General features: G+C 70.2%; 27 protein-coding genes. 5 read left to right on the top strand and 22 right to left on the bottom strand.

Translation table 11 applies throughout. The features are described 5' to 3' along the window. Window positions 1-12: 12 nt before the first annotated feature. From Aut01nite_RS35455 to Aut01nite_RS35430, 6 genes are all read right to left on the bottom strand, one after another. Window positions 13-399, bottom strand: a complete 387-nt coding sequence (locus tag Aut01nite_RS35455) for a RidA family protein (protein ID WP_043521547.1) — start codon at window positions 397-399, stop codon at window positions 13-15. Window positions 400-426: 27 nt separating this feature from the next. Then, complete coding sequence (locus Aut01nite_RS35450; protein WP_043521546.1) at window positions 427-645, bottom strand: hypothetical protein; 219 nt, start codon at window positions 643-645, stop codon at window positions 427-429. Then, complete coding sequence (locus tag Aut01nite_RS35445; protein WP_043521545.1) at window positions 642-2561, bottom strand: ABC transporter ATP-binding protein; 1920 nt, start codon at window positions 2559-2561, stop codon at window positions 642-644. The genes Aut01nite_RS35450 and Aut01nite_RS35445 overlap by 4 nt, the downstream gene beginning before the upstream one ends. A 73-nt stretch (window positions 2562-2634) precedes the next feature. Further along, complete coding sequence (locus Aut01nite_RS35440) at window positions 2635-3426, bottom strand: enoyl-CoA hydratase/isomerase family protein (RefSeq protein WP_043521544.1); 792 nt, start codon at window positions 3424-3426, stop codon at window positions 2635-2637. Continuing rightward, window positions 3423-3650: a helix-turn-helix domain-containing protein gene (locus tag Aut01nite_RS35435; RefSeq protein WP_014441759.1), complete on the bottom strand. Its 228-nt coding sequence runs from the start codon at window positions 3648-3650 to the stop codon at window positions 3423-3425. Before Aut01nite_RS35435 ends, Aut01nite_RS35440 begins: the two co-directional genes overlap by 4 nt. Window positions 3651-4055: 405 nt before the next feature. After that, window positions 4056-5660: an ABC-F family ATP-binding cassette domain-containing protein gene (locus Aut01nite_RS35430; protein ID WP_043521543.1), complete on the bottom strand. Its 1605-nt coding sequence runs from the start codon at window positions 5658-5660 to the stop codon at window positions 4056-4058. Window positions 5661-5861: 201 nt separating this feature from the next. On the opposite strand from Aut01nite_RS35430, the gene ypfJ reads away from it, so the two are divergent. Then, entirely contained in the window at window positions 5862-6767 is a 906-nt protein-coding gene (gene ypfJ / locus Aut01nite_RS35425; RefSeq protein ID WP_043521542.1) for a KPN_02809 family neutral zinc metallopeptidase, read from the top strand. Here the strand turns inward: ypfJ and Aut01nite_RS35420 are convergent. Continuing rightward, window positions 6745-7398 (bottom strand): acVLRF1 family peptidyl-tRNA hydrolase, encoded by a 654-nt coding sequence (locus Aut01nite_RS35420; RefSeq protein WP_043521541.1) that lies wholly within the window; start codon window positions 7396-7398, stop codon window positions 6745-6747. The two genes, ypfJ and Aut01nite_RS35420, sit on opposite strands and share 23 nt — an antisense overlap. 156 nt (window positions 7399-7554) lie before the next feature. On the opposite strand from Aut01nite_RS35420, the gene Aut01nite_RS35415 reads away from it, so the two are divergent. The 4 genes from Aut01nite_RS35415 to Aut01nite_RS35400 all read left to right on the top strand — a co-directional run bounded on the left by Aut01nite_RS35415 (window position 7555) and on the right by Aut01nite_RS35400 (window position 11170). After that, window positions 7555-8235: a DNA alkylation repair protein gene (locus Aut01nite_RS35415; RefSeq protein ID WP_043521540.1), complete on the top strand. Its 681-nt coding sequence runs from the start codon at window positions 7555-7557 to the stop codon at window positions 8233-8235. Beyond that, complete coding sequence (locus Aut01nite_RS35410) at window positions 8232-8513, top strand: hypothetical protein (protein WP_052163066.1); 282 nt, start codon at window positions 8232-8234, stop codon at window positions 8511-8513. Before Aut01nite_RS35415 ends, Aut01nite_RS35410 begins: the two co-directional genes overlap by 4 nt. A 670-nt stretch (window positions 8514-9183) precedes the next feature. Beyond that, window positions 9184-9873, top strand: coding sequence for a histidine phosphatase family protein (locus tag Aut01nite_RS35405; RefSeq protein WP_043521539.1), 690 nt, complete (start codon window positions 9184-9186; stop codon window positions 9871-9873). A 49-nt stretch (window positions 9874-9922) separates the two neighbouring features. After that, the gene (locus Aut01nite_RS35400) at window positions 9923-11170 is read left to right on the top strand and encodes an MFS transporter (RefSeq protein ID WP_052163065.1); all 1248 of its coding nucleotides are present in this window, start codon (window positions 9923-9925) and stop codon (window positions 11168-11170) included. A 77-nt stretch (window positions 11171-11247) separates the two neighbouring features. On the opposite strand, the gene Aut01nite_RS35395 is transcribed toward Aut01nite_RS35400, so the two are convergent. The 15 genes from Aut01nite_RS35395 to Aut01nite_RS35325 form a co-directional block, all read right to left on the bottom strand. Next, the gene (locus Aut01nite_RS35395) at window positions 11248-12093 is read right to left on the bottom strand and encodes an LLM class flavin-dependent oxidoreductase (RefSeq protein WP_043521538.1); all 846 of its coding nucleotides are present in this window, start codon (window positions 12091-12093) and stop codon (window positions 11248-11250) included. Next, window positions 12090-13724 (bottom strand): glycosyltransferase family 2 protein, encoded by a 1635-nt coding sequence (locus Aut01nite_RS35390; protein ID WP_052163064.1) that lies wholly within the window; start codon window positions 13722-13724, stop codon window positions 12090-12092. The genes Aut01nite_RS35395 and Aut01nite_RS35390 overlap by 4 nt, the downstream gene beginning before the upstream one ends. After that, window positions 13705-14496 carry an inositol monophosphatase family protein gene (locus Aut01nite_RS35385; protein WP_043521537.1) on the bottom strand — a complete coding sequence of 264 codons (792 nt, stop codon included), beginning with the start codon at window positions 14494-14496 and terminating at the stop codon, window positions 13705-13707. Before Aut01nite_RS35385 ends, Aut01nite_RS35390 begins: the two co-directional genes overlap by 20 nt. A gap of 1 nt (window position 14497) precedes the next feature. Further along, entirely contained in the window at window positions 14498-15607 is a 1110-nt protein-coding gene (locus Aut01nite_RS35380; RefSeq protein ID WP_043521536.1) for a glycosyltransferase family 2 protein, read from the bottom strand. Further along, window positions 15600-16664, bottom strand: coding sequence for a zinc-dependent alcohol dehydrogenase (locus Aut01nite_RS35375; RefSeq protein WP_043521535.1), 1065 nt, complete (start codon window positions 16662-16664; stop codon window positions 15600-15602). Before Aut01nite_RS35375 ends, Aut01nite_RS35380 begins: the two co-directional genes overlap by 8 nt. Further along, complete coding sequence (locus tag Aut01nite_RS35370; protein WP_173476622.1) at window positions 16661-17914, bottom strand: aspartate aminotransferase family protein; 1254 nt, start codon at window positions 17912-17914, stop codon at window positions 16661-16663. Before Aut01nite_RS35370 ends, Aut01nite_RS35375 begins: the two co-directional genes overlap by 4 nt. Before the next feature lie 305 nt (window positions 17915-18219). After that, window positions 18220-18978, bottom strand: coding sequence for a maleylpyruvate isomerase family mycothiol-dependent enzyme (locus Aut01nite_RS35365; RefSeq protein ID WP_043521534.1), 759 nt, complete (start codon window positions 18976-18978; stop codon window positions 18220-18222). A 101-nt stretch (window positions 18979-19079) separates the two neighbouring features. Then, window positions 19080-19496 carry a metal-sulfur cluster assembly factor gene (locus Aut01nite_RS35360; RefSeq protein WP_152628450.1) on the bottom strand — a complete coding sequence of 139 codons (417 nt, stop codon included), beginning with the start codon at window positions 19494-19496 and terminating at the stop codon, window positions 19080-19082. A gap of 257 nt (window positions 19497-19753) precedes the next feature. Continuing rightward, window positions 19754-20209, bottom strand: a complete 456-nt coding sequence (gene sufU / locus Aut01nite_RS35355) for a Fe-S cluster assembly sulfur transfer protein SufU (protein WP_043521533.1) — start codon at window positions 20207-20209, stop codon at window positions 19754-19756. Next, window positions 20209-21438 (bottom strand): cysteine desulfurase, encoded by a 1230-nt coding sequence (locus Aut01nite_RS35350; RefSeq protein WP_043521532.1) that lies wholly within the window; start codon window positions 21436-21438, stop codon window positions 20209-20211. Before Aut01nite_RS35350 ends, sufU begins: the two co-directional genes overlap by 1 nt. A 21-nt stretch (window positions 21439-21459) precedes the next feature. After that, window positions 21460-22218 carry a Fe-S cluster assembly ATPase SufC gene (gene sufC, locus Aut01nite_RS35345; RefSeq protein ID WP_043521531.1) on the bottom strand — a complete coding sequence of 253 codons (759 nt, stop codon included), beginning with the start codon at window positions 22216-22218 and terminating at the stop codon, window positions 21460-21462. Beyond that, complete coding sequence (locus Aut01nite_RS35340; RefSeq protein WP_083998424.1) at window positions 22215-22547, bottom strand: Rieske (2Fe-2S) protein; 333 nt, start codon at window positions 22545-22547, stop codon at window positions 22215-22217. Before Aut01nite_RS35340 ends, sufC begins: the two co-directional genes overlap by 4 nt. Further along, the gene (gene sufD, locus Aut01nite_RS35335) at window positions 22537-23664 is read right to left on the bottom strand and encodes a Fe-S cluster assembly protein SufD (RefSeq protein WP_043521530.1); all 1128 of its coding nucleotides are present in this window, start codon (window positions 23662-23664) and stop codon (window positions 22537-22539) included. The genes Aut01nite_RS35340 and sufD overlap by 11 nt, the downstream gene beginning before the upstream one ends. A gap of 43 nt (window positions 23665-23707) precedes the next feature. Continuing rightward, window positions 23708-25129 (bottom strand): Fe-S cluster assembly protein SufB, encoded by a 1422-nt coding sequence (sufB, locus tag Aut01nite_RS35330; protein WP_043521529.1) that lies wholly within the window; start codon window positions 25127-25129, stop codon window positions 23708-23710. Continuing rightward, on the bottom strand, window positions 25122-25850 hold the full coding sequence (locus Aut01nite_RS35325; protein WP_052163062.1) for a helix-turn-helix transcriptional regulator: 729 nt from the start codon (window positions 25848-25850) through the stop codon (window positions 25122-25124). Before Aut01nite_RS35325 ends, sufB begins: the two co-directional genes overlap by 8 nt. Window positions 25851-25924: the final 74 nt, after the last annotated feature.

The raw sequence follows: 25924 nt of genomic DNA, 5'->3' as shown, positions 1-25924 counted from the left end.
GGTCGGAAGAGGTCAGGCGACTGCGACGATCTCCAGCTCGATCAGCCAGTCGCTCTCCAGGGTCTGCACCACGATCGCCGTCGTCGGGATGGCCCGGCCGCCGAGTGCGGCCACCCGCGCCGCCGCGTTCTCCTCGGCGTACGCCGCGTCCCGCAGATAGCTGGTCTGCCGGACGATGTGGTCCACCGTCATCCCCGCGGACGCGAGGATGGCCCGGATGTTGTCCCACACGAGCCGGAGCTGCTCGGTCAGGCCGGCGCCGGGCTTCCCCGCCGGGTCGAGCCCCATCGTCCCGGAGACGAAGAGCATCCGCTGCGCCCCGCGAACCTCCATGGCATGGACATAGTCACTGGTCGCCGCGTAGACACCGTCGGCCGGGTTGTGTGCCACCATTTCCATGCCGCCGACCCTAGCCCAGCCGGTGCACTATGGACGGTCCCTGTCGTCGCCGGGCCGGGGTGGCAGCACCCGCTGTTCATGTATGGCGATCTCGCGCCGGAAACGGTCGGCCGACGGATGCCATGCCTCGTCGATCGGCCCCATGATTCCGCCGCCGATCCCTTTTCGCTTGACCCACCGGGCGAAACGAGCGAACGCGTAAAGCATCGCTGCGAAGATCAACGCGAAGACGGCGAATTCGATCATGGTTCGATGACTTTCGCCGGAACGGTCACGATCTCGATCTCCTCGTCCCTCATCGGCGCCGGAATCGCGTCGGCGAACTGCGTCCGGTAGAGATCGGCATAAAGGCCACCGGCGCCGATCAGCTCGGTGTGGGTGCCGCGTTCGACGATCCGCCCGCGGTCGAGCACCAGGATCTGATCGGCCTCCCGGATCGTGGAGAGCCGGTGCGCGATCACCAGCGCGGTCCGCCCCTGCAGCGCCTCGGTCAGCGCCCGCTGCACCGCCGCCTCCGACTCGCTGTCCAGGTGGGCGGTGGCCTCGTCGAGGATCACGATCGACGGCTGTTTCAGCAGCAGCCGGGCGATCGCGAGCCGCTGTTTCTCCCCGCCGGAGAACCGGTATCCCCGCTCGCCCACCACCGTGTCCAGGCCGTCGGGCAGAGCCCGCACCAGCGCGGCGATCCGGGCCCCGGTCAGCGCCTCCCACATCTGCTCCTCGGTGGCGCCGGGCCGGGCGTACCGCAGATTCTCGGCGATCGTCTCGTGGAACAGGTGTGAGTCCTGGGTGACGACGCCGACGGTGTCGCGCAGCGAGTCCAGCGTCACGTCCCGGACGTCGACGCCGCCGATCAGCACCGACCCGCCGGTGACATCGTAGACCCGGGAGACGAGCATCGACAGCGTCGACTTGCCGGCGCCGGACGGCCCGACCAGGGCGACCATCTGCCCCGGCTCGACGGTGAAGTCGAGGCCGGTGAGGACCTCCTCGTTCTCCCGGGCGTCCAAGGTGGACACGTCCTCCAGGGTGGCCAGGGAGACCTGGTCGGCGCTGGGGTAGCGGAACCGCACGTCGCGGAACTCGATCCGCCCCGAGCCGGGCGGGATCTCGGCGGCGCCGGTCTTCTCGGTGATGCCCGGCTCCAGGTCGAGCACCTCGAAGACCCGGTCGAACGAGACGAGCGCGCTCATCACGTCGACCCGGACGTTGCTGAGCGCGGTGAGCGGACCGTACAGCCGGGTGAGCAGCAGGGCCAGGGTGACGACGGTGCCGGCCGAGACGCTGCCCTGGACGGCCAGCCAGCCGCCCAGCCCGTACGTCAGGGCCTGCGCCAGCGAGGCCACCAGCAGCATCGCGACGAAGAAGGTGCGGGAGTACATCGCCTGCTGGACGCCGATGTCGCGGACCCGGGTGGCCCGCTCGCCGAACCGGGCGGCCTCGGCGCCGGGCCGGCCGAACAGCTTGACCAGCAGGGCGCCGGAGACGTTGAACCGCTCGGTCATCGTCGCGTTCATCTTCGCGTCGAGGTTGTACGACTCCCGGGTGATCTCGGCAAGCCGTTTCCCGACCCGGCGGGCCGGCACGATGAAGACCGGCAGCAGCAGCAGCGACAACCCGGTGATCTGCCAGGACAGGGTGAACATCACGCCGGCCGTGAGCACCAGCTGGATGACATTGCTGACCACCCCGGAGAGGGTGGAGGTGAACGCCCGCTGCGCGCCGACCACGTCGTTGTTGAGCCTGCTGACCAGCGCGCCGGTCTGGGTGCGCGCGAAGAACTGCAACGGCATCCGCTGCACGTGGTCGTAGACCCGGGTGCGCAGGTCGAGGATGATGCCCTCGCCGATGCGAGCCGAGTACCACCGCTGGGCGAGGGAGAGCAGCGCCTCGGCGACGGCCAGCGCGGCGATCATCAGGGCGAGCCGCACCACCGCGGAGGACTCCCCGGAGGTGATCGAGTTGATCACGTCACCGGCGAGCAGCGGGGTGGCCACCCCGATACCGGCGGCGAGCACCACGGTCAGCAGGAAGACCGTGATGTCGCGACGGTACGGCACCGCGAACCGGACGATCCGCTGTGTGGTGCCCGCACGCACCTGGTGCCTGCTGACCCGATCCGCGTTCTGGATCGAGCGCAGCACACTCCAGCTCGTGGACATGTCACCTCCCGGGCGTCGTTCGACGGGGCAGCAGTAAGTCTGCCCCGTGGGTACGACAATCCCGGGAGGTGCCTTACTCCCCGGCGCCCAGCAGGTCGCTGAGACGCCGTGTCTGGGCCTCTCGTTCGGCCCGGTCCTGCTCCGCGTACGACCGCAGGGGCGCGCCCGCGAGCAGGGCCTTGATCTCGGCGACTGCGCCACCGTCCGCCGCCAGGACCGCCGCGGCGAGGTCGGACACGGCTCCGTCGAGCTCGGCGGGCGGCACGACGGCCGTCGCCAGGCCGATCCGGTCCGCCTCGTCCGCCGAGATCCGCCGACCGGTGACGCAGATCTCCAGGGCACGGGACGGGCCGACGAGTTCGGTGAGCCGTTTCGTGCCGCCCAGGTCGGGCACCAGGCCGAGGGCGACCTCGGCCATGGAGAACCGCGCGTCGTCGGCGAGGATCCGCATGTCGCAGTTGAGCGCCAACTGGAAGCCGGCGCCGATCGCGTGTCCTTGAACCGCCGCAATCGTCACAATGGACGGACTGCGCAACCAGGTGAACGCGGTCTGGAAGCCGGCTATCCGATCCGCGCACTCGGCTGCCGACAACTGCGCCAGCCGAGTGAGTGAAGAATCGCCGTCGCCCTTCGCCACCGACAGATCCAGGCCCGCGGAAAACGCGCGCCCCTCTCCCCGGACAATGACGACCCGTACTCCCCCCGGCAATTTCCGGGAAATGTTGCCGAGCTCCGTCCACATCGCCGGAGTCTGGGCATTGAGAACACCGGGCCGGCACAACGTCACCGTCGCGACCGGCCCGTCCTGTTCGTAGCGAACGCCTACCTCGTCGGCGGGAACCGGTCCGGCGTCGGCGGCCGTCACGCCTTCTTGCGGCGGCGTGCGCCGCCACGCTGGCGCAACTGCACGCCCGATTCGGTGAGCACGCGGTGGACGAATCCGTAGGAACGGCCGGTGGATGCGGCCAGCGCGCGGATGCTCTCGCCGGACGTGTAACGCTTCACCAGGTCCTTGGCGAGCGACTGCCGCTCGCTACCGACGATTCGACGACCCTTCTCAGTACTGGTAGCTGTGCCAGTGGCTGCCATCTTGAATCCTCACGTCGCAGACAGTGCGGTCAGATACGGTCCCACCTATTACACCGTCTCGAACGATCATGCGCCAGGCATCTCGCCCCCGTGAACGTGCCCATTTATTACTGTCAGGAACTTGACGGTTACCACGGGCATCAATGTCAGACAGTTTGGCCGGGCTCTCTCGGCGCGCATTTCCGGCCCGGTGACCGACCGCCCAAGACCATCGATCACCTGCGGAAACACTCGATCGAGAGCGCGCCCTCGATCGCTCCGGAGAGTGCTGTGATCGCTCCGTGGAGTGACTCTCGACCTTGCAGCGTACCGGTCGACGGGTGCCCGACCTGTTCGGAAACGCCCGAACATCGCACTGTCTGTGTGGGCACCAGTTGACAACTGACGATCGTTGATGATCGGGCCTCAGGCCAGCTCGACGAGCTCCAGCAGATCGTCGCTCCACGCATCCTCGTCGCCGTCCGGCAGCAGGATCGCGCGGTCCGGCTTGAGCGCCTGGACACAACCGGCGTCGTGGGTGACCAGCACGATCGCCCCCGGATAGTTGGCGATCGCGTCGAGGACCTGCTCCCGGCTGACCGGGTCGAGGTTGTTCGTCGGCTCGTCCAGCAGCAGCACGTTCGCCCCGGAGCAGACCAGGGTGGCGAGCGCGAGACGGGTCTTCTCGCCACCGGAGAGCACCCCGGCCGGCTTGTCCACGTCGTCGCCGGAGAACAGGAACGCGCCCAGGATCTTCCGCAGCTCGGTGTCGGTCTGCTCGGACCCGGCGCTGCGCATGTGCTCCAGGATCGTCCGGTCCACGTCGAGCGTCTCGTGTTCCTGGGCGTAGTAGCCCAGCCGCAGCCCGTGCCCGGCCCGCACCTCACCGGTGTCCGGCTCCAGCAGGCCGCCGAGCATCCGCAACAGGGTGGTCTTGCCGGCGCCGTTGAGGCCCAGGATGGCGACCCGGGAGCCACGGTCCACGGCGACGCTGACGTCGGTGAAGATCTCCAGGGATCCGTACGACTTCGACAGCCCCGACGCGGTCAGCGGCGTCTTGCCGCACGGCGCCGGACTCGGGAACCGGACCTTCGCCACCTTGTCCGAGGTCCGGACCTCATCCAGGCCACCGAGCAGCTTCTCGGCACGACGGGCCATGTTCTGCGCGGCGACCGTCTTGGTGGCCTTGGCCCGCATCTTGTCGGCCTGCGCCATCAGGGCGCCGGCCTTCTTCTCCGCGTTGGCCCGCTCCCGGCGACGGCGGCGCTCGTCGGTCTCACGCGCCTCCAGGTACGTCTTCCAGCCCATGTTGTACATGTCGACGACAGCGCGGTTGGCGTCGAGGTACCACACCTTGTTGACGGCGGCGTCGAGCAGTTCCACGTCGTGGCTGATCACGATGAGGCCACCCTTGTGCTGCGCCATGTAACCGCGCAGCCAGGCGATCGAGTCCTGGTCGAGGTGGTTGGTCGGCTCGTCGAGCAGCAGGATGCCCTTGCCGTTCTGCCCGGAGTTGGCGAACAGGATGCGGGCCAGCTCGATCCGGCGGCGCTGACCGCCGGAGAGGGTGCCGATGGTCTGGGCGAGGGCACGCTCGGGCAGGCCCAGGTTCGCGCAGATCCGGGCGGCCTCGGCCTCGGCGCCGTACCCACCCAGGGCGGAGAACTGGTCCTCCAGCTGGCCGTATCGCCGGACCAGCTTGTCCTCGGAGCTCTCCTCGAGTTGCACCTCGAGTTTCTGCATCTCGGCGAGGATGGTGTCCAGGCCGCGGGCGGACAGCACCCGGTCGCGGCCGGTCACGTTCAGGTCGCCGGTCCGCGGGTCCTGGGGAAGGTAACCGATCTCACTGGTCCGTTCGACCGTGCCCGCGTACGGGATCCCCTCCCCGGCGAGGACCTTCAGCGTGGTGGTCTTGCCGGCGCCGTTGCGGCCGACCAGGCCGATCCGGTCGCCGGGCTGCACCCGCAGCGTGGTCGGGGAGATGAGGATGCGCGCGCCGGCGCGGAGTTCGAGTCCGGTGGCGGTGATCATGAAATTCTCGCTCTCGGTGTACGGGCTGACTCAGGGCGCAGAAAAGCGCCGGCCATCGGGATGACGGTCGGCGCCGGGGCAGGTCAGCCTTCGCAGAGCAGCACCCGGCCATCCTACCGGGCGCTCACTCACGCTTCCCACCCGATTAATCCACGAGGTCAGCGGGTACCCGGCGGACAACCGTGGTGAAGGTGGGACGAGATGGAACTGAATGAACGCGCCGACATCGACTCCAGTCAGATCGAGCAGAGCCGGGGATCGGGCGGGGGCGGCATCGGCGGCCTGCCGATCGGCGGTGGCGGTCTGGCCGGCATCGTCGTCACCCTGGTGATCGCTCTGGTCGGCGGATACTTCGGGATCAACACCATGGGCGGTGGCGACGGGCAGGAGACGGCCGGCACCCCCGTCACGCAGTGCACCACCGGCGCCGAGCAGCTCAAGGTGCTGGAGTGCCGTAACGCGCTCTACGTGACGTCGATCCAGAACTACTGGCGTCAGGAACTTCCCGAGTCGTTCGGCGAACAGTACGTCCCGGCCAAGACCAACATGTTCAAGAACGCGGTGAACACCGCGTGCGGCGCCGCCGACTCCGGCGTCGGGCCGTTCTACTGCCCCGCCGACGACAAGGTCTACATCGATCTGGCCTTCTACGAGGTGCTGGCGGGACAGCTCGGCGCCCCGGGCCAGTTCGCGCAGCCGTACGTGCTGGCCCACGAGTACGGCCACCACGTGCAGGACGTGCTCGGCACCGAGGCGGAGATGCGCCGCCGCCAGCAGCGCGACCCGGGCAGCGCCAACGAGGAGTCGGTGAAACTGGAGCTCCAGGCCGACTGTTACGCCGGCGCCTGGGCGCACGCGGCGGCGAACACCGTCGACAAGGACGGTGACAAGATCTTCACCAGCCTCACCGAGACCGACATCCAGGAGGGCATCCAGGCCGCCGGGCAGATCGGGGACGACACGCTGCAGAAGCGCGGCGGCGGGGAGATCAACCCCGAGCAGTTCACGCACGGCACGTCCGAGCAGCGGCAGCACTGGTTCCGGGTCGGTTACGAATCCGGTGACCCGAAGCAGTGCGACACCTTCAAGGCCGGCGCGCTGGGGTAACCGGCTCGCTGATCAGAATCGGCACGGCTCGAGCCGCGGCCACGGCGGACACCAGGACCGCGTGCCGCGGCTCCGGCACGTCCAGGACCCGTCCGGCACGCAGCGCGGCCACCGCCGCCAACGCGGGCGCCGCCAGGATCGCGTCGATCGCGGCACGGTCGCCGCCGGTCACCAGCGCGGCCATCGACCGTACCTCCGGGAGAAGGATGCGGGCCGCGATCCCGGCGCCGTCCGCAGCCGCCGCCTTCGCCTGATTGTCCCGGCGGCGCGCGAAGCGCTGCTGCGACCAGCCGCCCGCAGCCGTGCGCCCCTGCACATAGTGGGTGTCCACCTTGGAGGCCGTCAGTTCCTCACCGTCGGCGATGCCGACCGCCACCGCGCCCTTGCGCGCCAGCAGCAGTCCCAGCCGGCGTGGGGTCCGCGCCTCCCGGATCAGGTCATCCACCGTCGTCACCGGGCCGGCCCCCGGGGGCAGGTGCAGCGTCGCCACCGCGCCGTCCGCCGCGGTCAGGGTCAATCCCTCCGCGGTGTACGCCCCGTGCCGCGTCGCGAAATTCTCCAGCCACCGGGGCAGCCGCTCCGGCGCGACATCGACCCACTTGCCGCCACCGGCCGCCGCCCGTTCCGCCATCCCCCCAGCCTACGACCGCCCGCCGCGGTCCCCCGCCACACCCGCCTCACCGGGTCCGCGTTCCGCTTCCGGTCGCCGCGGCTTCCGGCCCACTTCTCTTCCCGGTACGGGGTGACGCGCCGATTCCTGTCATACCCCGCTGGCATCATTCCCGGCATGAGCGACTTCGCGGCGGTGCTGATGGACCGCCTCACCGGCGCGTTCGAGACCGCCCGCGACCCGGTGCGGGCCGTCGGAGCGGCCGCCTACATGCGTGACCAGTTCCCGTTCCTCGGCCTGACCAGCGCCGTCCGCCGCGCCCGGGCCACGGTCGCGCTGACCGGTCTGCCGAAACCCTCCGAGCCCGACCTGCGTGCCGTGGCCCTGGCCTGCTGGGCGCGGGAGGAGCGCGAGTTCCAGCAGTTCGCCTGCGACTACCTGACCACCCACGTGCGCGTCCCCGGCCCGGCCTTCCTCGACACCGTCGCCGAGCTGATCACCACGAGATCCTGGTGGGACACCGTGGACCCGCTGGCGACCCACGTCGTCGCCGGCCTGGTCCGCCGCCACCCCGCCCTGATCACCCGGGTGGACGAGTGGTCCATCGCCGGCGACGTGTGGCTGATCCGCACCGCGATCCTGCACCAGTTGCTCTACCGCGCCGAGACCGACACCGACCGCCTCTTCGGCTACTGCGCCCGTCAGGCCGGCCACCCCGACTTCTTCGTTCGCAAAGCCATCGGCTGGGCCCTGCGCCACTACGCCCGCACCGACCCCGGCGCCGTCCGGACGTTCCTCACCGCCCACGCCGACCGCCTGTCCCCTCTCTCCCTCCGGGAGGCGGCCAAACACCTATGACCGACGAGCCGTACGAGTGGTATGACGAAGCGATCACCGCCCAGGAGCACGGCGACTGGGACAGGGCGATCGCGCTCGTCGCACCACACGCGGAGTGCTACAGCGCCGACCCCTTCCGGCACAACAGCCACCTGTGGCACCTGGACCTCCTCGCCCGCGCCGGCCGCTGGGCCGAACTCGGCGTGCTCGGCGCCACCGACCGGCACGCCGCCCGCGCCCTCGCCACCCACCTGCGCCGCCTCGGCCGCGACGACGAGCCCGACACCGCCTCGACATAGAGAAAGTTCCGGCCTCGACATCGAGGTTCCGCCGAGGCGGTCCGTCCCGCCCGCACCGCCGCGGGCGACACCAGCACCCTTCCCCACCACCTCACCGCAGGCGGCGCCCCGGAGGAACCTCCCGCAACCGGCTGATCCGCATCGCCACCGGAACTGTCCGCGTAGCGCCGGATCTCCCCGGCCGGCTGTCAGTGCCGTCTCCCGCGCGTTGAGACAGCAGCGACCCTGCCGGCCAATTCGCCGGCCGTTGTCGATGGTGGAGATCGCGCTGTCCGCGCCACCCCTCGCTCACCAGATCCGACCCAGCGACGAAAACCCGCCCGCCCGGGCCGGAGACACCCCTTCCGCGCGAGGTCTAGTGAATTTCGGACGAACCGATTCACCACGACCTCGCAAGATCGACAACCGGCGGGCAAGCATTTGACCAGCAGGTCAGCAGTGACGACCAGCCGGAAGGAAGCCGGTACCGGGCTTGCCCGCCGGCGGGCCGGCTGTCCCTCGCCACCACCCCGGCCTTCATCCCACACCGGAAGGGAGAAGGGTGCCGCACGTCCGAATGGATCTGCTGATGCAATGGCGGGTCGTTTCCGGCGGAGGGTGCGGTTACTCGGAGCGGTGCCGGTGAATCCGGTGCGTGACCGGTGGGCGGTCGGGCCGATAGGGTCCGATCATGGTCGCTGAACTGATTCTGGTCCGGCACGGGCAGAGCCTGGCCAATGTCGCCTTCCCCGCAGCCGACGAGGACGAGCTGATGGAAGCGGCGGTGAGCGGGCGTGACGCCGAGGTGCCTCTCACCGCGACCGGCGCGGAGCAGGCGGCCGCGCTGGGCCGCTGGCTGGCCACGCTTCCGGAGGATCGCCGACCGCAGGTGGTGATCACCTCGCCCTATCTGCGGGCCCGGGAGACGTGGCGGATCGCCGCGGAGTCGGCCGGGCTGGCTCTGCCGGAGCCCCGGACCGATGATCGGCTCGTCGACCGGTTGATGGGCGAGTTGGAGCTGCTCACCCGCGCGGCGGTGGCGGCCCGCTTCCCGGATGAGGCGGCGCGGCGGGCGAAGGCGGGCGAGTTCGAGTACGCCCCGCCGGGCGGCGAGTCGTTCGCCGACATCGCGGTCCGTTTGACGTCGTTCCTCGACGACCTGCACGCCGATCATGCCGGCGAGCGGGTGATCGTCGTCGCCCACGACGCGGTGGTGCTGATGATGCGGGCCGTGATCGAGCAGCTGAGCTGGGACGAGGTGCTGGAGGTGGAGCGGGACGCGGGGAGCGTACGCAATGCTTCGATCTCGCGTTTCGACGGCTCGTCCGGGACGCTGACGCTGGACCGCTACAACGTGATCGACCATCTGCCGCCGGCGTGACATACCCTCAGACATTGATGATGGTCTATTTAAATGATCCGGCCGACCGGTGAACCGCCAGCTCGGTGCGCTTCTCACGGCCGAAGCGATCTCCATGCTCGGCAGCCGGATCACCTTCGTGGCCGTACCCTGGCTGGTCCTCACCACCCAGGACTCCGCGCTGCTCGCCGGGCTGGCCGGGCTGGCCGAGATGCTGCCGTACGTGCTGGCGGGACTGATCGGCGGGCCGATCGTGGACCGGGTCGGCCCGCGGCCGACCGCTGTCGTGGCGGACACCGCCAGCGTGCTCGCGGTCGCCGGCATCCCGCTGGTCGCCTACTGCGACGGGATGTCGCTGACCGCCTTGATGATGCTGATCGCGCTGGCCGGGGCGCTGCGCGGGTTCGGCGACGCGGCCAAGCGCGCGCTGCTCCCCCGGACCCTCGCCGCGGCGGGCGTGTCGACCGAGCGCGGCACCGCGATGTACGACGGCATCTGCCGCGCCTCGACCCTGGTCGGCCTGCCACTGGCCGGGCTGCTGATCGCGGCGTCGCACCCGGCCGCGGTGCTGTTGTTCGACGCGCTGTCGTTCGCGGCCAGCGCGCTGATCATCGCGACGGCGGTCCGGGTCGGTTCCGCCGACGCCGCGGCGCTGGCCCAGAGCCGGGAGCAGGGGTACGCCGACGCGCTGCGGGACGGGTTCCGATGTGTACGGTCGGACCGTCTCATCCTCGGCGTGATGTCGATGCTGCTGGTCACCAACATGTTCGACCAGGCGTTCGCGACGGTGTTCGTGCCGGTGTGGGTGCGTGACGGCCTGCACGGGCCGGCCGCTCTCGGGGCGATCGGGACCGCGTTCGGCCTGGGCGCGGTCGCCGGCAACATCCTCTACACCCTGCTGGCCCCGCGACTGCCGCGCCGCCGTACCTTCGGAATCTGTTTCTTCCTCGGCGGCCCCGCCCAGCTTCTCGCCCTGGCCCTGAGCGAGCGGGTGTGGATGGTCCTGGTCACGGCCGCGTGCGCGGGTGCGCTGATGTCCACGGTGAACCCGATCCTGATGGCCGCGGTCTACCGCCGGGTGCCGACGCATCTGCACGGCCGGGCGATCAGCGTCCTGATCGCCGTCTCCTGGGCGGGCATCCCGTTCGGCGGCGTGGTCGGCGGCTGGGCCACCGACCTGCTGGGCCTGCGCACCGCCGCGCTGGTCGCGGCCGGCGGCTATCTGGCGGTGACCGCCGCCCCGTTCGTCTTCCCGGCGTGGCGCGAGCTGGACGCCCATCCCCGGGCCGACGCCACCGCGGCGGTCGCCACCGCCTGAGGCGGTCCGGCTGGTCGTCCGGGCTGTCTCGACGGCACCGAGACAGCCCGGACGACCAGCCGGGGTTTCGGCGGGCGCTACGAGGTGAGCAGGGGACGGACCTGCTGGGCGACGAAACGGACGAAACCTTCCGGGTCCGGGTCGTCCGGGGTCGGCTGGAGCACGACCGTGCCGGCGCCGGCCTCGGCCCAACGGCGGACTCCCGCCGCGATCGCACCGGCGTCCCCGGTCACGGCCCGGTCGGTGATCGACGGGTACCCCCAGCGGACCCGTTCCCCCTCCATCCGGGCCTCCGCGTCCGGGCCGGTGGCCGCGTGCAGGTAGACGACCAGGTTCCCGTCACCCCGGGACTCCCGTACCCGGCGGACCTGGCCCGGCGTGGTGCCGCCGGTGAGGATCGTGCCGTCGCCGATCTCACCGGCCAGCCGCAGGGTGCGCGGGCCGGTGCCGCCGATCAGGATCGGCGCGGGACGCGGCGGCGGCCAGTCCAGGGCGACGTCGTCGAGGCGCACGTACGCGCCGTCGACGGTGACGCGTTCCCCGGCGAGCAGGGCGCGCAGGGCGGTGACGTACTCCCGGAGCAGCGTCATCGGCGAATCGGCCCGCGCGCCGACCTGGCCCATCCAGTCCTGGACGCCGTGGCCCACCCCGATGATCGCCCGGTCCGGGAAGAGCCGGTGCAGAGCCGACAGCTCCATCGCGGTCAGGGCCACGTTGCGCAGCGGCACCGGCAGCAGGCCCACGCCGACCCGCAGGCGGCGGGTCCAGGCGAGCACCGCCGCGGCGGTGGCCACCCCGCCGGTCAGGAAGCAGTCCTCCCACAGCCACAGTTCGTCGAGGCCGGCCTCGTCGGCGGCTTCGGCGACACCGCGGAGGCGTTCCGGTGGCAGTTGGGGCAGACAGACCGCGCCGAGAATCGTCATGCCGGGATCTTCTCCCGGCCGGGGCCCGCGACAGAAGGATCAGCGGCGGGAGGACCGGCGGGAGAAGGCGCGGAGAGGGCGACGATGCGCTCATACAGGTCGGCGGGTGCGAGGTCGGTGTACCAGGGGGTGACCGGCCTGCGCTCGTACCGTTCCGTCCCGGCCAGGAAGAACAGCGTGTACCCGGCGCTCAGCGCCAGGGACGCCGCCGCCCAGGCCGCGATGACGACGTGCTCGCCCTGGATCAGCCGGGTCACCGCGAACCCGAGCGCACCCACCTCGGCCAGCGCGAACACCCGGTACGCCCACTTGAGCGGGGCATCGGTGGTGCGCCGCGCCCGTTTCTGGGTGACGCCGAACTGCCGTTCCCCGAACAGCGCGGCCGGCAGCGCCGCGAGCATCGGCAGGGTGTCCGCCACGGCGAACGCCTCACTGTGCAGCATGTGGTAGTGCCCCCGGCCGAAGCTGACCACGGTGTGGATGGAGAACACGGTGAACGCCAGGAACGCGAAGCCGTAGACCGCGTACGGGCCGGTCACCTGGGCCACGCCGGTGGTCAGCGCCGCGACCGGGATCAGCAGGTAGAGCAGCCGGTTGAGCCCCTGGAAGTGGGCGATCATCGCGCTGGTGTAGTTGAGTCGCTGGTGGAACGTCAGCCCGCGGGCCCGCAGCGGCGAGTCGGGGTGCCGCAGCAGCAGGTGCAGGCTGCCGATCGCCCACCGCCGCCGGGTCCCGTAGTACTGGCGCAGATTGTCGACCTCGAGCCCGTACGCCAGAGGCTCCTCCAGATAGACCGACTTCCCGCCGCGGGCGTGCAGCCGCAGCGAGGTGTGGATGTCCTCGGTGGACGTGTCCTCGGCGAAGCCGCCGGCGGCGTCCAGCGCGGACCGGCGCAGCATCGCCGAGGTCCCGGTGTAGATGGCGCTGTTGGTGCTGTTCTTGGTGGGCTGCACCCCGCCGTAGAACATCTCCTGCTCGTGCCAGGCCGCCTCGGTCCCGCGCCGCGGGCGGAAGGTGAACGACTCGGTGTTGTAGAACGACTGCGGCGACTGGACGACCGCCACGTCGGGGTCGGCGAAGTAGCCGAGGGTCTTCTCGATGAACTCCGGCAGCGGGATGTGGTCGGCGTCGAGCGTGACGACGAACTCGGCGTCGGTGACGCTCAGCCCGTGGTTGAGGTTGCCGGCCTTGGCGCCCTCGCTGGTGGTCCGCGGCAGGTACCGGGCGCCGAGCCGGGCCGCCATCGCGCGGATCTCGGCGCGGTCGCCGTCGTCGAGGACGATCACGTCCCGGACGCCGCGGACCCGCAGAGCGCCGAGGACCGTCGGCTCGAGCACCGGCAGCGGCTCGTTGACGGTCGGCACCAGGATGTCGACGGTGCTGCTCACCGGCGTGGTGACGGTCAGCGGCACGGGCCGGGTGCGGGTGCGCAGCGACACCACGAACATGGCGGTGGTGACGACGGCGAACATCTCGGCGGCCCAGGCCACCGGCCCGTACCAGACGGTCCAGTTGACGACGGCGGTCCGCCACACCACGAAGATCGGGGCGAGGGTCATGAAGACGGCGTACAGCACGCGCAGGCGTGGCGGGTTGCGGTCGGTGATGTGATCAATGCGGTACGGCTGCATGTCCTGTCCTTGTCTGCAGTAGTCCGGCCAGCGCCGGCTGGAGGGCGGGCCCGGCGGCCAGCACCCCGGATCCGAACGGGGTGACGACCGCGCCCGCCTCGGCGGCGATCAGCGCCCCGGCCGCCCAGTCCCAGGGCGCCAGCTCGTCCTCGTAGTAGGCGTCGCAGCGGCCGGCGGCGAGCCAGCACAGTTCCAGGGCGGCGCTGCCGTGGCTGCGGATGTCCCGGATCCGGGGCAGCAGGTCCGCGACGACCGCCGCCTGCCGCGCCCGGGACTCCGGAAGGTAGGCGAAACCGGTCGTGACGAGGGCCCGGTCGAGCGGCACCGGATCGTTGACGCGGATCGGTGTGCCGTTGCGGCGGGCGCCGCGGCCGAGCGCCGCGGTGAACATCTCGGAGCGGGACGGGTCGGCGACGACGCCCACGACGGCCCGCCAGGCGCCGTCCGGGAGTTGTCGTTCGGCGGCGATGCTCACGGTGACGTGCGGAGACCCGTACAGCAGATTGGTCGTGCCGTCGACCGGATCCACCACCCACCGCAAGCCGGAGGTCCCCGCCCGTGCCGTGCCCTCCTCGCCCATGAGGGTGTCGTGCGGCCGCGCGGCGGACAGCGACGCGGTGATCGCGGCCTCGGCCGCCAGATCGATCTCGGTCACCGGGTCGGTGCCGCTGGACTTGTGCCGGATCGCCTGGACCGTCCCGGCGTCCCGGATCACCCGCGCGCCGGCCCGGGCCGCCGCCACCGCCGCGTCGAGCAGCTCGACGAGGGGCACCTCAGGGCCCCACCAGGCGGCTGACCCGGCGGACCTCGGCGAGGATCCGCTCCCGGTACACCTCGGGCAGCGCGGTCACCGGGCCGAGCACCCGGCAGCGGTCGACGGCGCCGTCCGCGTAGGGCAGCGCCAGCCCCGCCAGCGGCAGCACCTCCACCTCGGTGGCCGTCGCGGGCAGCACGGCGGTGGTTCCGGCGGGCACACCGACCACCAGTTCGCGCCGACCTTCGACCTTTCCGTGTACGACGGTCAGCGTGCCCCCGGGCACCCCGGTGGCCTCCGCCACGGCCCGGCGGAACCCCGGGTACCGCTCGTTGGCCTCGAAGTCGCCGAACGCGCAGGCCAACTCGACGTCGGCGCCCGGCCAGCGGCGCAGGAAGTAGCGGTAGTTGGGCGCCTCGGTGCGCTTGTTGGCGGCGACGTCACGCACGTGCGGCAGGTGCACGCCGAAGAAGTCGCGGCCCATCACGACCGGCGTCCCGGTGCGGGACACCCGGTACGCCCACTCCAGGTCCTCGACCCCGTACCCGTGGAAGTTCAGGTCGAAATCCCCGGCCAGCTCACGGGGCAGCGCGACGAGCGCGGTCCACGCGAACGACCACGGGATGACGTGTTCGGCGGTCATCCGCGGGTCCTGGTCGCCGGTGCCGGTCACCTGCAGATCGGCGAGCAGCTTGCGGTAGTGCTCATAGGGCAGGACGCCGACCTCGGTGACGTCGCCGGTGTTGTTGTCGTAGTCGATCATCTGGCCGACCACGCAGATCCGCTGCCCGTACGCGAAGTGCCGGTCCCAGAGATCCTCCAGGCAGCGGGGCGGCAGCGCCATGTCGACGTCCATCAGCACCACGGTCTCGCCGGTGGCCTGCCGCAGCGCCAGGTTGCGGGCGAGGCCGACCTGCCAGGGCCGGGCCGACGACACCGTGACGATGTCGAGCCGGCCGGCGAACTCCCGGCACACCTCGGCGTGTTCCCCGCTGTCGTCCAGGACGCCGAGCACCACCTCGAAGGCGCCGGCCGCCAGGGTCTGCTCGGCGAGCGCGGACAGGGCGAGGCGCAGGTTCTCGACCCGGTCCCGGTACGGGATGATCACGCTGATCCGGGGCTCACTCATCGATGCCTCCGGGAGCGATCAGCACCTTGCAGCTGGCCTGGTCGGCGGGCCCGAACCGCTTGCCGTCGATGTCGCAGCCGAGCGCCGCGAACCCGGTCGCGAAGTCGTCGAGCGGGATCACGTGGCTGACCAGCCGCTCGGCCGGGATCCGGCCGGTGGTGATCAGGTGGAACGCCTCGGTGAACGAGCCGTGCAGGGAGTCGATCGAGCCGATCACCGACAGGCTGCGGTCGGCCAGCAGCATCGTGTCGATCGACGCGAGCTTCTCCTTCAGGCCGATCGACATGTACGTGCCACCGGGCGCCATCTGCGGGAAGAGGTCCTCCAGCAGCATCGAGGTGGTGTCGACGACGATGTCGATCGGCGCCTGCGGGTCGTTGAAGTACTTGGTGCGGGCCTCCTCCAGGGAGGCGTACGCGGCGGTGCCGTCGGGCAGGCGGTCCCGGGCGTACTCCAAGCGGGCCGCCGAGTGCTCGATCACGACCGGCGTCAGGCCCTTGAGCGACAGCACCCAGGTGTAGAGCAGGCCGAGCGGGCCGGCGCCGAAGACGTAGGTGAACGCACTCAGCGACGGCGGCTGGATCTTGCGGGCACCGGCGACCACGCAGCTCAGCGGCTCGGTCAGGGCGGCCGCCCGCAGCGAGACGTCGTCCGGCACCCGGTGCACGAACGCCGAGGTGGTGCGGTACTTCCCGGCGTACGCGCCGTCGTAGCTGACCCCGCTCTCGGTGCCGTGCTTGTTGACGCAGTGGTTGATCCGCTGGGTCTGGCACATCCGGCAGCGGCCGCAGTACGGGGTCGGGTTGATCACCACCCGGTCGCCCGGCGCGACGGTGGTGACCGCGGCGCCGGTCTCGGCGACGATGCCGCTCGCCTCGTGGCCGAGAGTGACCCCGGGGACGGCGACCGGGTAGGAACCGGAGACGATGCCCAGGTCGGTGCCGCAGACGCCGCAGAACTTGATGTCGACGACCACGTCGTCGTCACCGATCACGTGCAGGTCCGGAACCTCGGCCAGGTCGACGTCCCAGGCGCTGCGGAACTTGAGTGCTTTCACGGCCGGGTGGCCTCCTTCTGGAAGGACTGCAGGGTCGCGTGCAGGCGGTCGAGCAGGTCGTCCACCTGCTCGCCGGTGATGATCAGGGGCGGGCGGACCTTGACGGCGCGGCCGAAGCCGTACCGGCTGCCGCGCAGGATCAGGCCGTGCCGCCGCCCGAGGGCGATGAACTGCTCGACGTCGACGCTGGTGGGCAGGTCGAACGCCTGCATCAGGCCGACGCCGCGGACACCGGTCATGTCGCGGAAGGTCCGGGAGAGGGCGAGCAGGCCGCGGTGCAGCCGGGCGCCGGCCGCCGTCACGTTGCCGAGGACGCCGCGGTCCCGGATGTAACGCACGGTCTCCTCGAGGGCGACCAGGGCGAGCGGGTTGGCGCCGGAGGTGCTGGAGTGCTCCCACGACTCGAGGACGTCGAGCTCGGGGCGCATCAGGACACCAGCGACCGGGATGCCGACGCCACCGGCGCCCTTGGCGAAGGTGATGATGTCCGGGCGCAGGCCGGCGGCGTAACCGGTGGAGGCGAAGAACGATCCGGTACGCCCGAAGCCGGTCTGCACCTCGTCGGCGATGATCAGGATGCCGAGCCGGTCGCAGGTCTCCCGGAGGACCCGGTAGTAGTCCGGCGGCGGGACGATGTTGCCGCCGTTGCCCATCACCGGCTCGACGACCAGGGCGGCCACCTGGCCACTCGACGCGTACTCGACGAAGTCCTCGAGCCGCCGGGCGCACATCATCGCGCAACTGCCCGGGACCTGGCCGTAGAAGCAGTTCGCGCAGTCCGGTCCGGGGATCTTGACGGAATGCGCGAACGGCAGCGAGAAACTGCGATTCCGGAAAGCGTTTCCGGAGATTCCGGTGGTGCCCACCGTCTGTCCGTGATGCGACAGGAACAACGAGAAGATGTCGGACCTGCCGGTCGCTTTCTGCGCGATTCTGATCGCCGCCTCGTTGGCCCCGGATCCGGTGATGTCACGGAACCAGAAGGCGCCGATCTGCGGCGGCAGCTCGGGGCGCATCAGCTCGAAGATCTCGGCGGACTTGGCCCGGGTGAATTCCGAGGACAGGTGGGCGACCCGGTCGAGCTGGCCGTGCAGCGCGTCGATGATCTCCGGCGTGGAGTAACCGAGGGAGACGTTGAACGTCCCGGAGGCGCAGTCGACGAACCGTTCCCCGTCGACGTGCAGATAGATGCCGTCACCGACATATTCCGGGAGGCCGGTGACCGGCCGTGAGACAACACTTGAACTCATCATTGACCTTTCCGCGAGAGTTCGCGCAACGCTTCGCGTCGTTCGGAAACCTTCGATGGAAGCGCTCCCAACACTGGCGGTGACCGCCTCGTGGCGTCAAGTCCTGAACCGGTTAAGCGTGGGTTACTCGAGCGTCTTTGCAGGCCACAGTGGACGGTGTGCCGTTCGTCACCGGAAGGCGCAATTGCAGTTAAGTGAGTCGCAGGTCACCATCGCGTTTCCGGGGTGACAAGCAAGAATTGCCGAACCATTAAAAAATAAAACGGGCCGGGGATTCCTCCCCGGCCCGCCCGCACACTCGCAAATCAGTCCATTCTGCTCCACTCCACCAACTGCTCGGCGACCTCACGGTCACCGTCCACCCGGACGTCCGCCAGGGGGATGCGCCGGTAGAGGGCGAGCACCAGATCGCTCGCGGTCGCCTGCACCCGGGTGACCGGATCACCGCTGGCCGGCGGATCGGTCCGGGCGCCCGCCGGAGAGAGGTCGAGCGTCCAGGACGGGCCCTCGATCGCCTGGAACGCGACACGCGCGGGCCGGTGCGGCCACGCCTCCCGCGACCCCATCCAGACGGTGAGGAACTCGCCCACCCCGTCGACCGCGACCGCGGCCGGAAGCGGCTCGGGACGGCCGGCGGCCTCCTGGGCGTCGAACGCGTGCACCGCCGCCTCCTGCACCTGATGCCGGGCGATCGCGCCGGCGGTCAGCGGCGCCGCATCGGACCCGGCCCACCAGGCCCACGACGGCGCCTCCGGACCGGCCTCCCGCAACCGGCTGAGCAGCAGCTCGGTCGAGGCGGCCGACCAGTCGAGGAGGTCACCGTGCGGGGCGAGGTCACCGTGATGCTCGGGCGCGGGCGGGCCGGAGTCGTCGCCGAGAGCCACGGTGGCGGCCCAGAAACGGTGGACACCGCCCAGGTGGGTGATCAGGTCGGTGAGCGACCAGCCGGGGCACCCGGGGACCGCGACGGTCCGGTCGGGCACGACGGCGGCGGCCGCGCGCAGCGCCGCCGACCGGGCCTCGATCAGCGACAGCAGCTCGGGAAACGGCGGAGTCGAAGTCATGCCCCGGTTTCTACCACCGGGCACGGTGAAGGGCGGCACGCACGAACGCGTACCGCCCTCCGGGGTGCCTCTGGGGTGCTTCTGCGGGTGAAAAACCCTTGTCAGACGTTGAAGCCGAGCGACCGCAGCTGGTCGCGGCCGTCATCGGTGATCTTGTCCGGGCCCCACGGCGGGAGCCACACCCAGTTGATCCGGAAGTCGTTCACCAGGCCGCCGCCGGGGCCGCCCGTCAGCGCCTGCCGGGTCTGGTCCTCGATGACATCGGTCAGCGGGCAAGCCGCCGACGTCAGCGTCATGTCGATGGTGACCACGTTGTCGTCGTCCACGTGGGTGCCGTAGACCAGGCCCAGGTCGACGACGTTGATGCCGAGCTCCGGGTCGACGACGTCCTTCATCGCCTCCTCGATGTCGGCGAGCGACGCCTTCGGCTTGCCGGAAGCGGCACCCTCGATCGGCTCCTTCGCCGCGCCGGAGACATCGCCGGTGGGCGCCTCGTCGGCCGGGCCTCCGCCGGAGATCGAGTCGGAGGCGATCGCGTCGGCCGGGGCCGCGTCCGCGCCCACCGCGGCGTCGGCCGCCGACGGCGCGTCCCCGCCGAAGGCGGCGTCCGGCGAGGCCGAGACACTCACCGATGGCGTCTCCACCGGCTCGCCGGCCTCGGCAGCGGCGGCCCGCTCCTCCGCCAGCCAGTCCGGCACCTCTTCCCCGGCGCCGGGAGCCGCCCCGGAAGCCGGCACCGAGGCCACGGTCCGAGCGGTATCGGTCTGATCTGTACTCATGCCTTCACCTCCGGGCTCACGCCCACCTCCACGCCGGCACGCGCCGCCGCGTCCTTGAACGCCATCCACGGCAGCAGCGCGCATTTCACCCGGGCCGGGAACCTGGCCACACCGGCGAACGCGATCCCGTCGCCGAGGACCTCCTCGTCCGGCTCGACCTGACCACGGCCCTGCATCAGCTCCACGAAGGCGTGGTGGATCTCCGACGCCTCCGCCGAGGTCTTGCCCTGCACCAGCTCGTGCAGCACGGACGCCGAGGCCTGGCTGATCGAGCAGCCGAGACCGTCGTACGAGATGTCGGTCAGGTCGGACTTCACCCGGACCGTGATCTCATCGCCGCACGTCGGGTTGACGTGGTGCGCCTCGCCGTCGAACGGATCCCGCAGGCCACGGCCGTGCGGGTTCTTGTAGTGATCGAGGATGATCTCCTGGTAGAGACCGTCGAGCATCATCAGCCGAACACCTTCTTCACCTGGTCGAGGCCGCGCGCCAGAGCGTCGATCTCGTCCGTGGTCGTGTAGAGGTAGAACGAGGCCCGGGTCATCGCCGGCACACCGAACCGCGCGCACACCGGCCGCGCGCAGTGGTGCCCGACCCGCACCTCGACACCGAGCGCGTCCAGGATCTGTCCCACATCGTGCGGGTGTACCCCCTCGACGCCGAACGACACCGTGCCGCCCCGGCCCACCGGCGAGGCGGGCCCGAAGATCCGGACGCCGGGCACCGAGGTGAGGGCGTCGAGGGCGTACGACGTGATCGCCTGCTCGTGCTCGTGGATCGCCGCCATGCCGAGCCCGGTCAGGTAGTCCACCGCCGCGCCGAGACCGATCGCCTCGGTGATCGGCGGAGTGCCCGCCTCGAAGCGCGCGGGCGGGGCGGCGTAGGTCGTACCGGTCATGGTGACGGTCTCGATCATGGAACCGCCGCCGAGGAACGGCGGAAGCTGCTCCAGCAGGTCGAAACGGCCCCAGAGGACGCCGATGCCGGTCGGGCCGAGCATCTTGTGGCCGGTGAAGGCGATCAGGTCGGCGCCCAGCTCCCGGACGTCGATCGGCAGGTGCGGCACCGACTGCGAGCAGTCCAGCACCAGCAGCGCACCGACCGTCTTGGCACGCGCCGCGATCCGGGACACGTCGTTGATCGTGCCGAGCACGTTCGACATGTGCACCAGCGAGACGATCTTGGTGCGCTCGTTGATCAGATCGTCGAGGTTCGACTCGTCCAGAAAACCGGAGTCGGTGATCCCGAACCAGCGCAGGGTCGCGCCGGTCCGCTCGCAGAGGAGCTGCCACGGCACGATGTTCGAGTGATGCTCCATCTCGGAGATCACGATCTCGTCGCCCGGGCCGAGCCGCAGGTGCTGCCCGGCCGAGTGCGCGACCAGGTTGAGCGCCTCGGTGGAGTTCTTGGTGAAGACCACCTCGTCCGGGCTCGCCGCGCCGATGAAGGTCGCGATGCGCGCCCGGGCGCCCTCGTAGGCCTCGGTCGACTCGGTGCCGAGCGTGTGCACGGAGCGGGACACGTTGCCGTTGTACCGCTCCTGGTGCGCGCGCATGACGTCGAGCACCTGAACCGGCTTCTGCGAGGTGTTGGCGCTGTCCAGGTAGACCAGCGGGTGACCGTTGACCTCCCGCTGGAAGATCGGGAAGTCCTTACGGACCTGCTCGACGTCGAAACTCACGGCTTCTCCAAAGAAGAAAGATCAGGCCTTGGTCAGGAACTTCTCGTAACCCGACGCCTCGAGCTCCTCGGCCAGCTCCGGGCCGCCCTCCTGGACGATCCGGCCGGCGACGAAGACGTGCACGAAGTCCGGCTTGATGTAGCGCAGGATCCGGGTGTAGTGGGTGATCAGCAGGAAGCCGGTCGCGCCGGTCTCGCGGACCCGGTTGACGCCCTCGCTGACGACACGCAGCGCGTCGATGTCGAGGCCGGAGTCGGTCTCGTCGAGGATCGCCATCTTCGGCTTGAGCAGCTCGAGCTGCATGATCTCGTGCCGCTTCTTCTCACCGCCGGAGAAGCCCTCGTTCACGTTGCGCTGAGCGAACGCGGGGTCCATCTGCAGCTTCTCCATGGCGCCGCGCAGTTCGCCGGCCCAGGTGCGCAGCTTCGGCGCCTCACCGTCGATCGCGGTCTTCGCGGTCCGCAGGAAGTTGGCCACCGAGACACCGGGGACCTCGACCGGGTACTGCATCGCCAGGAAGAGGCCCGCCCGGGCGCGCTCGTCCACGCTCAGCTCGAGGATGTCCTGGCCGTCCAGGGTCACCGAACCACCGGTGATCTCGTACTTCGGGTGGCCGGCGATGGAGTAGGCCAGGGTCGACTTGCCGGAGCCGTTCGGGCCCATGATGGCGTGCGTCTCGCCCGACTTGATGGTGAGGTCGACCCCGGCGAGGATCGGCTTCAGCTCGCCATCCGGCAGCTTCACCGAAACCTGCAGGTCGCGGATCTCCAGGGTGCTCACGGCTCTACTCCATTGCTAGGTGTCGTCGAAACGTAGATGTCGCCGTCGCGGATCTCGACGGGGTAGACCGCCACCGGACTGAAGGCAGGCGGCCCGGAGGGCTCACCGGTGCGCAGGTCGAACCGGGAGCCGTGCAGCCAGCATTCCAGCGTGCACCCGTCCACCTCCCCCTCGGAGAGCGCCACCGAGGCGTGACTGCACTCGTCGCGGACGGCGTAGAAGTTGTCGTCGTCGGCGTGCACGACCGCGATCTCGACACCGTCGATCTCCACCTGGAGCACGGTGCCTTTCGCGATGTCGGTCACCGGGCCGACGTTCTCAAAGGCCACTGTCGACCAGCCGGGCCTCGATGGCGTCGCCGAGCCGCTCGCGCAGCCTCTCGACCGGGATCTTGTTGATCAGCTCGGCGAAGAAGCCGCGGACCACCAACTTGCGGGCCTCCTTCTCCGGGATGCCGCGCGCCATCAGGTAGAACAGCTGCTCGTCGTCGAACCGGCCGGTCGCGCTCGCGTGCCCGGCACCGGCGATCTCACCGGTCTCGATCTCGAGGTTCGGCACCGAGTGGGCGACGGCACCGTCGGTCAGCAGCAGGTTGCGGTTGATCTCGTACGTGTCGGTGCCGGTCGCCGCGGCCCGGATCAGCACGTCGCCGACCCAGACGGTCTGCGCCGACCTGCCCTGGAGCGCCCCCCGGTAGCCGACGTTGCTGCGGCAGTCCGGCACCGCGTGGTCGACGAGCTGGCGGTGCTCGTGGTGCTGGCCGGAGTCGGCGAAGTACAGCCCCCAGAGCTCGGCGTCGCCGCCGCGGCCGGTGTACTCCACCGAGGTGAACTGGCGGACCAGGTCGCCACCGAGGGTCACCTGCACGTGCTGCACCCGGGCGTCCCGGCCGACCCGGAGCTTGACGTGCTGGGCCTGGACCGCATCCCGCTCCCACTCCGCCAGCGTGACGAAGGTGAGCTGGGCGCCGTCGCCGACGACGACCTCGATGTTGTCGGCCAGGGTGACCGTGCCGGTCTGCTCCAGCACGATCGTCGCCTTGGCGAAGGCGCCCACCTTCACGAAGGTGCGCGCGGCGGCCGCGTCACCGCCCTTGCCGATCAGCCGGATGACCACGGCCTCGGCCGGCTCGGCCTCGGGCGCCACCTCGATCACGGTGACGCCGGCGGCCGAGCCGTACGCGAGAGCGCTGACCCGGTCGAACGGGGTGAGCACCGGCTCCACGTCGTCCGCGTCCGACACCGTCACACCGGCGGGCAGGTCGGCGTACTCCACCGTGGGAGCCGCCCCGGTCAGCGACGTGGCGGTGACCAGGTCACGCAGCCGCTTGAGCGGAGTGAAACGCCACTCCTCCTCCAGGCCGTTGAGAGCCGGGAATTCGGTGACGTCGAAGGAGCGCAGCACCTGCGACTTGGTGCTCGGCGGGGCGATGGCCTCGGTAGTCATTTCGTCCTTTATGTCCGCTTCTTCTGATGGCCGGGCGGGTCGGTTAACCCACGGCCCCTTCCATCTGCAGCTCGATCAGGCGGTTCAGCTCGAGCGCGTACTCCATCGGGAGCTCCTTGGCGATCGGCTCGATGAAGCCGCGCACGATCATCGCCATCGCCTCGTCCTCGGTCAGGCCCCGGCTCATCAGGTAGAAGAGCTGGTCCTCGCTGACCTTGGAGACGGTCGCCTCGTGACCCATGTTGACGTCGTCCTCGCGGATGTCGACGTACGGGTACGTGTCCGACCGGGAGATCGTGTCGACCAGCAGCGCGTCGCACTTGACCGTGCTCTTCGAGCTGGACGAGCCCTCCAGGACCTGGACGAGACCCCGGTACGACGTGCGGCCGCCGCCCCGGGCGATCGACTTGGAGACGATCGTCGAGGAGGTGTGCGGCGCGGCGTGCACCATCTTGGCGCCGGAGTCCTGGTGCTGGCCCGCCCCGGCCATCGCGATCGAGAGCACCTCGCCCTTGGCGTGCGGGCCGGTCATGTAGACCGCGGGGTACTTCATCGTCACCTTGGAACCGATGTTGCCGTCGACCCACTCCATGGTCGCGCCCTCTTCGCAGGTGGCGCGCTTGGTGACCAGGTTGTAGACGTTGTTCGACCAGTTCTGGATGGTCGTGTACCGCACCCGGGCGTTCTTCTTCACGACGATCTCGACGACCGCGGAGTGCAGCGAGTCCGACGAGTAGATCGGCGCCGTGCAACCCTCGACGTAGTGCACGTACGAGTCCTCGTCGGCGATGATCAGGGTCCGCTCGAACTGGCCCATGTTCTCCGTGTTGATCCGGAAGTAGGCCTGCAGCGGGATGTCCACGTGCACGCCCTTCGGCACGTAGATGAACGAGCCACCGGACCAGACGCTGGTGTTCAGCGCGGCGAACTTGTTGTCGCCGACCGGGATGACGGTGCCGAAGTACTCCTTGAAGAGCTCCTCGTGCTCCTTCAGCGCGGTGTCGGTGTCCAGGAACAGGACGCCCTGCTGCTCCAGGTCCTCACGGATCGCGTGGTAGACGACCTCCGACTCGTACTGCGCGGCGACACCGGCGACGAGACGCTGCTTCTCCGCCTCCGGGATGCCGAGCTTGTCGTACGTCGCCTTGATGTCCTCGGGCAGGTCCTCCCAGGAAGCGGCCTGCTTCTCGGTGGAGCGCACGAAGTACTTGATGTTCTGGAAGTCGATCCCGGTGAGGTCGGCGCCCCAGTGCGGCATCGGCTTGCGGTCGAACAGCCGCAGGCCCTTCAGTCGCAGGTCCAGCATCCACTGCGGCTCGCTCTTGAGCCCGGAGATGTTACGCACCACGGCCTCGGACAGGCCACGCTGAGCGGTCGCGCCCGCGGTGTCGGTGTCGGCCCAGCCGTACTCGTACCGACCAAGAGCGGCGAGGTGCTCTTCCTGAGTGACGATCTGGTCAGTCATGTATCTGTCCTAACCGTGATTGCGGTGGTGCGCCCGGCGCGGATGGGATGTGCGTGGTGCACACCCCGTCGCCGTGCGCGATGGTGGCGAGGCGCTGCACGTGGGTGCCGATGAGCCGCGAGATGACTTCGGTCTCGGCGTCGCACAGCTGAGGGAACTCGGCAGCCACGTGAGCCACCGGGCAGTGATGCTGGCACAGCTGCCCGCCGGACGCGATCGTCGAGGCGCTGGCAGCGTAACCCTCGGCGGTCAGGACCTCGGCGAGAGCCTCGGCACGGACGATCGGATCGGAGCCGGCCTCGCGCAGCGCCGCCGTGCAGCGCTCCTCGAGCGCCTCGACCTGAGCGGACGCGAAGGCGGAGACGGCCTCCGGACCGTGCTGCTGCGCGATCCAGCGCAGCGCGGCGGTGGCGATGCCGTCGTAGTGATGAGGATTCAGATCCTCGTGGGCGGCGGCGGTGAGCACGAAGGCCTTGGCGGGCCGGCCCCGGCCGCGCGGCTTGTCCCGGCGGACCTCGCGGGTCTCCACGAGGTTCTCGGCGAGCATCGCGTCGAGGTGTTTGCGGATGGCGGCGGAGCTCAAGCCTAGCGCGGCCCCGAGCTCGGCCGCGGTGGTCGCGCCACGCTTCAGCAGCAGTTGGGCGACCCGGTCACGGGTGCGACCGTCGGCCGCGCCGGCCGGAGCCGCCACGCCGATCTGGATCAACACCTCGTTTTTCACTACGCCAACGTTACGTATTTCCTTCGACCCCTGCAAACCGCACCCCGGTGATCCACCCCACCGGCTACCGGAGC

It is taken from the genome of Actinoplanes utahensis (assembly GCF_016862455.1).
GTDB lineage: Bacteria > Actinomycetota > Actinomycetes > Mycobacteriales > Micromonosporaceae > Actinoplanes > Actinoplanes utahensis.
The sequence above is the reverse complement of the archived record's forward strand: the minus strand, read 5'-3'. Positions and strand labels throughout refer to the sequence as shown.

Coding starts and splice junctions, on each gene's coding strand:
- Aut01nite_RS35365 (WP_043521534.1), bottom strand. CDS start 18,978: ATGACTTCGACTCCGCCGTTTCCCGAGCTGCTGTCGCTGATCGAGGCC.
- sufD (WP_043521530.1), bottom strand. CDS start 23,664: ATGACTACCGAGGCCATCGCCCCGCCGAGCACCAAGTCGCAGGTGCTG.
- Aut01nite_RS35455 (WP_043521547.1), bottom strand. CDS start 399: ATGGAAATGGTGGCACACAACCCGGCCGACGGTGTCTACGCGGCGACC.
- sufU (WP_043521533.1), bottom strand. CDS start 20,209: ATGATGCTCGACGGTCTCTACCAGGAGATCATCCTCGATCACTACAAG.
- Aut01nite_RS35380 (WP_043521536.1), bottom strand. CDS start 15,607: ATGAGTGAGCCCCGGATCAGCGTGATCATCCCGTACCGGGACCGGGTC.
- ypfJ (WP_043521542.1), top strand. CDS start 5,862: ATGGAACTGAATGAACGCGCCGACATCGACTCCAGTCAGATCGAGCAG.
- Aut01nite_RS35395 (WP_043521538.1), bottom strand. CDS start 12,093: ATGACGATTCTCGGCGCGGTCTGTCTGCCCCAACTGCCACCGGAACGC.
- Aut01nite_RS35410 (WP_052163066.1), top strand. CDS start 8,232: ATGACCGACGAGCCGTACGAGTGGTATGACGAAGCGATCACCGCCCAG.
- Aut01nite_RS35405 (WP_043521539.1), top strand. CDS start 9,184: ATGGTCGCTGAACTGATTCTGGTCCGGCACGGGCAGAGCCTGGCCAAT.
- Aut01nite_RS35390 (WP_052163064.1), bottom strand. CDS start 13,724: ATGCAGCCGTACCGCATTGATCACATCACCGACCGCAACCCGCCACGC.
- Aut01nite_RS35435 (WP_014441759.1), bottom strand. CDS start 3,650: ATGGCAGCCACTGGCACAGCTACCAGTACTGAGAAGGGTCGTCGAATC.
- Aut01nite_RS35445 (WP_043521545.1), bottom strand. CDS start 2,561: ATGTCCACGAGCTGGAGTGTGCTGCGCTCGATCCAGAACGCGGATCGG.
- Aut01nite_RS35415 (WP_043521540.1), top strand. CDS start 7,555: ATGAGCGACTTCGCGGCGGTGCTGATGGACCGCCTCACCGGCGCGTTC.
- sufB (WP_043521529.1), bottom strand. CDS start 25,129: ATGACTGACCAGATCGTCACTCAGGAAGAGCACCTCGCCGCTCTTGGT.
- Aut01nite_RS35430 (WP_043521543.1), bottom strand. CDS start 5,660: ATGATCACCGCCACCGGACTCGAACTCCGCGCCGGCGCGCGCATCCTC.
- Aut01nite_RS35450 (WP_043521546.1), bottom strand. CDS start 645: ATGATCGAATTCGCCGTCTTCGCGTTGATCTTCGCAGCGATGCTTTAC.
- Aut01nite_RS35420 (WP_043521541.1), bottom strand. CDS start 7,398: ATGGCGGAACGGGCGGCGGCCGGTGGCGGCAAGTGGGTCGATGTCGCG.
- Aut01nite_RS35370 (WP_173476622.1), bottom strand. CDS start 17,914: ATGAGTTCAAGTGTTGTCTCACGGCCGGTCACCGGCCTCCCGGAATAT.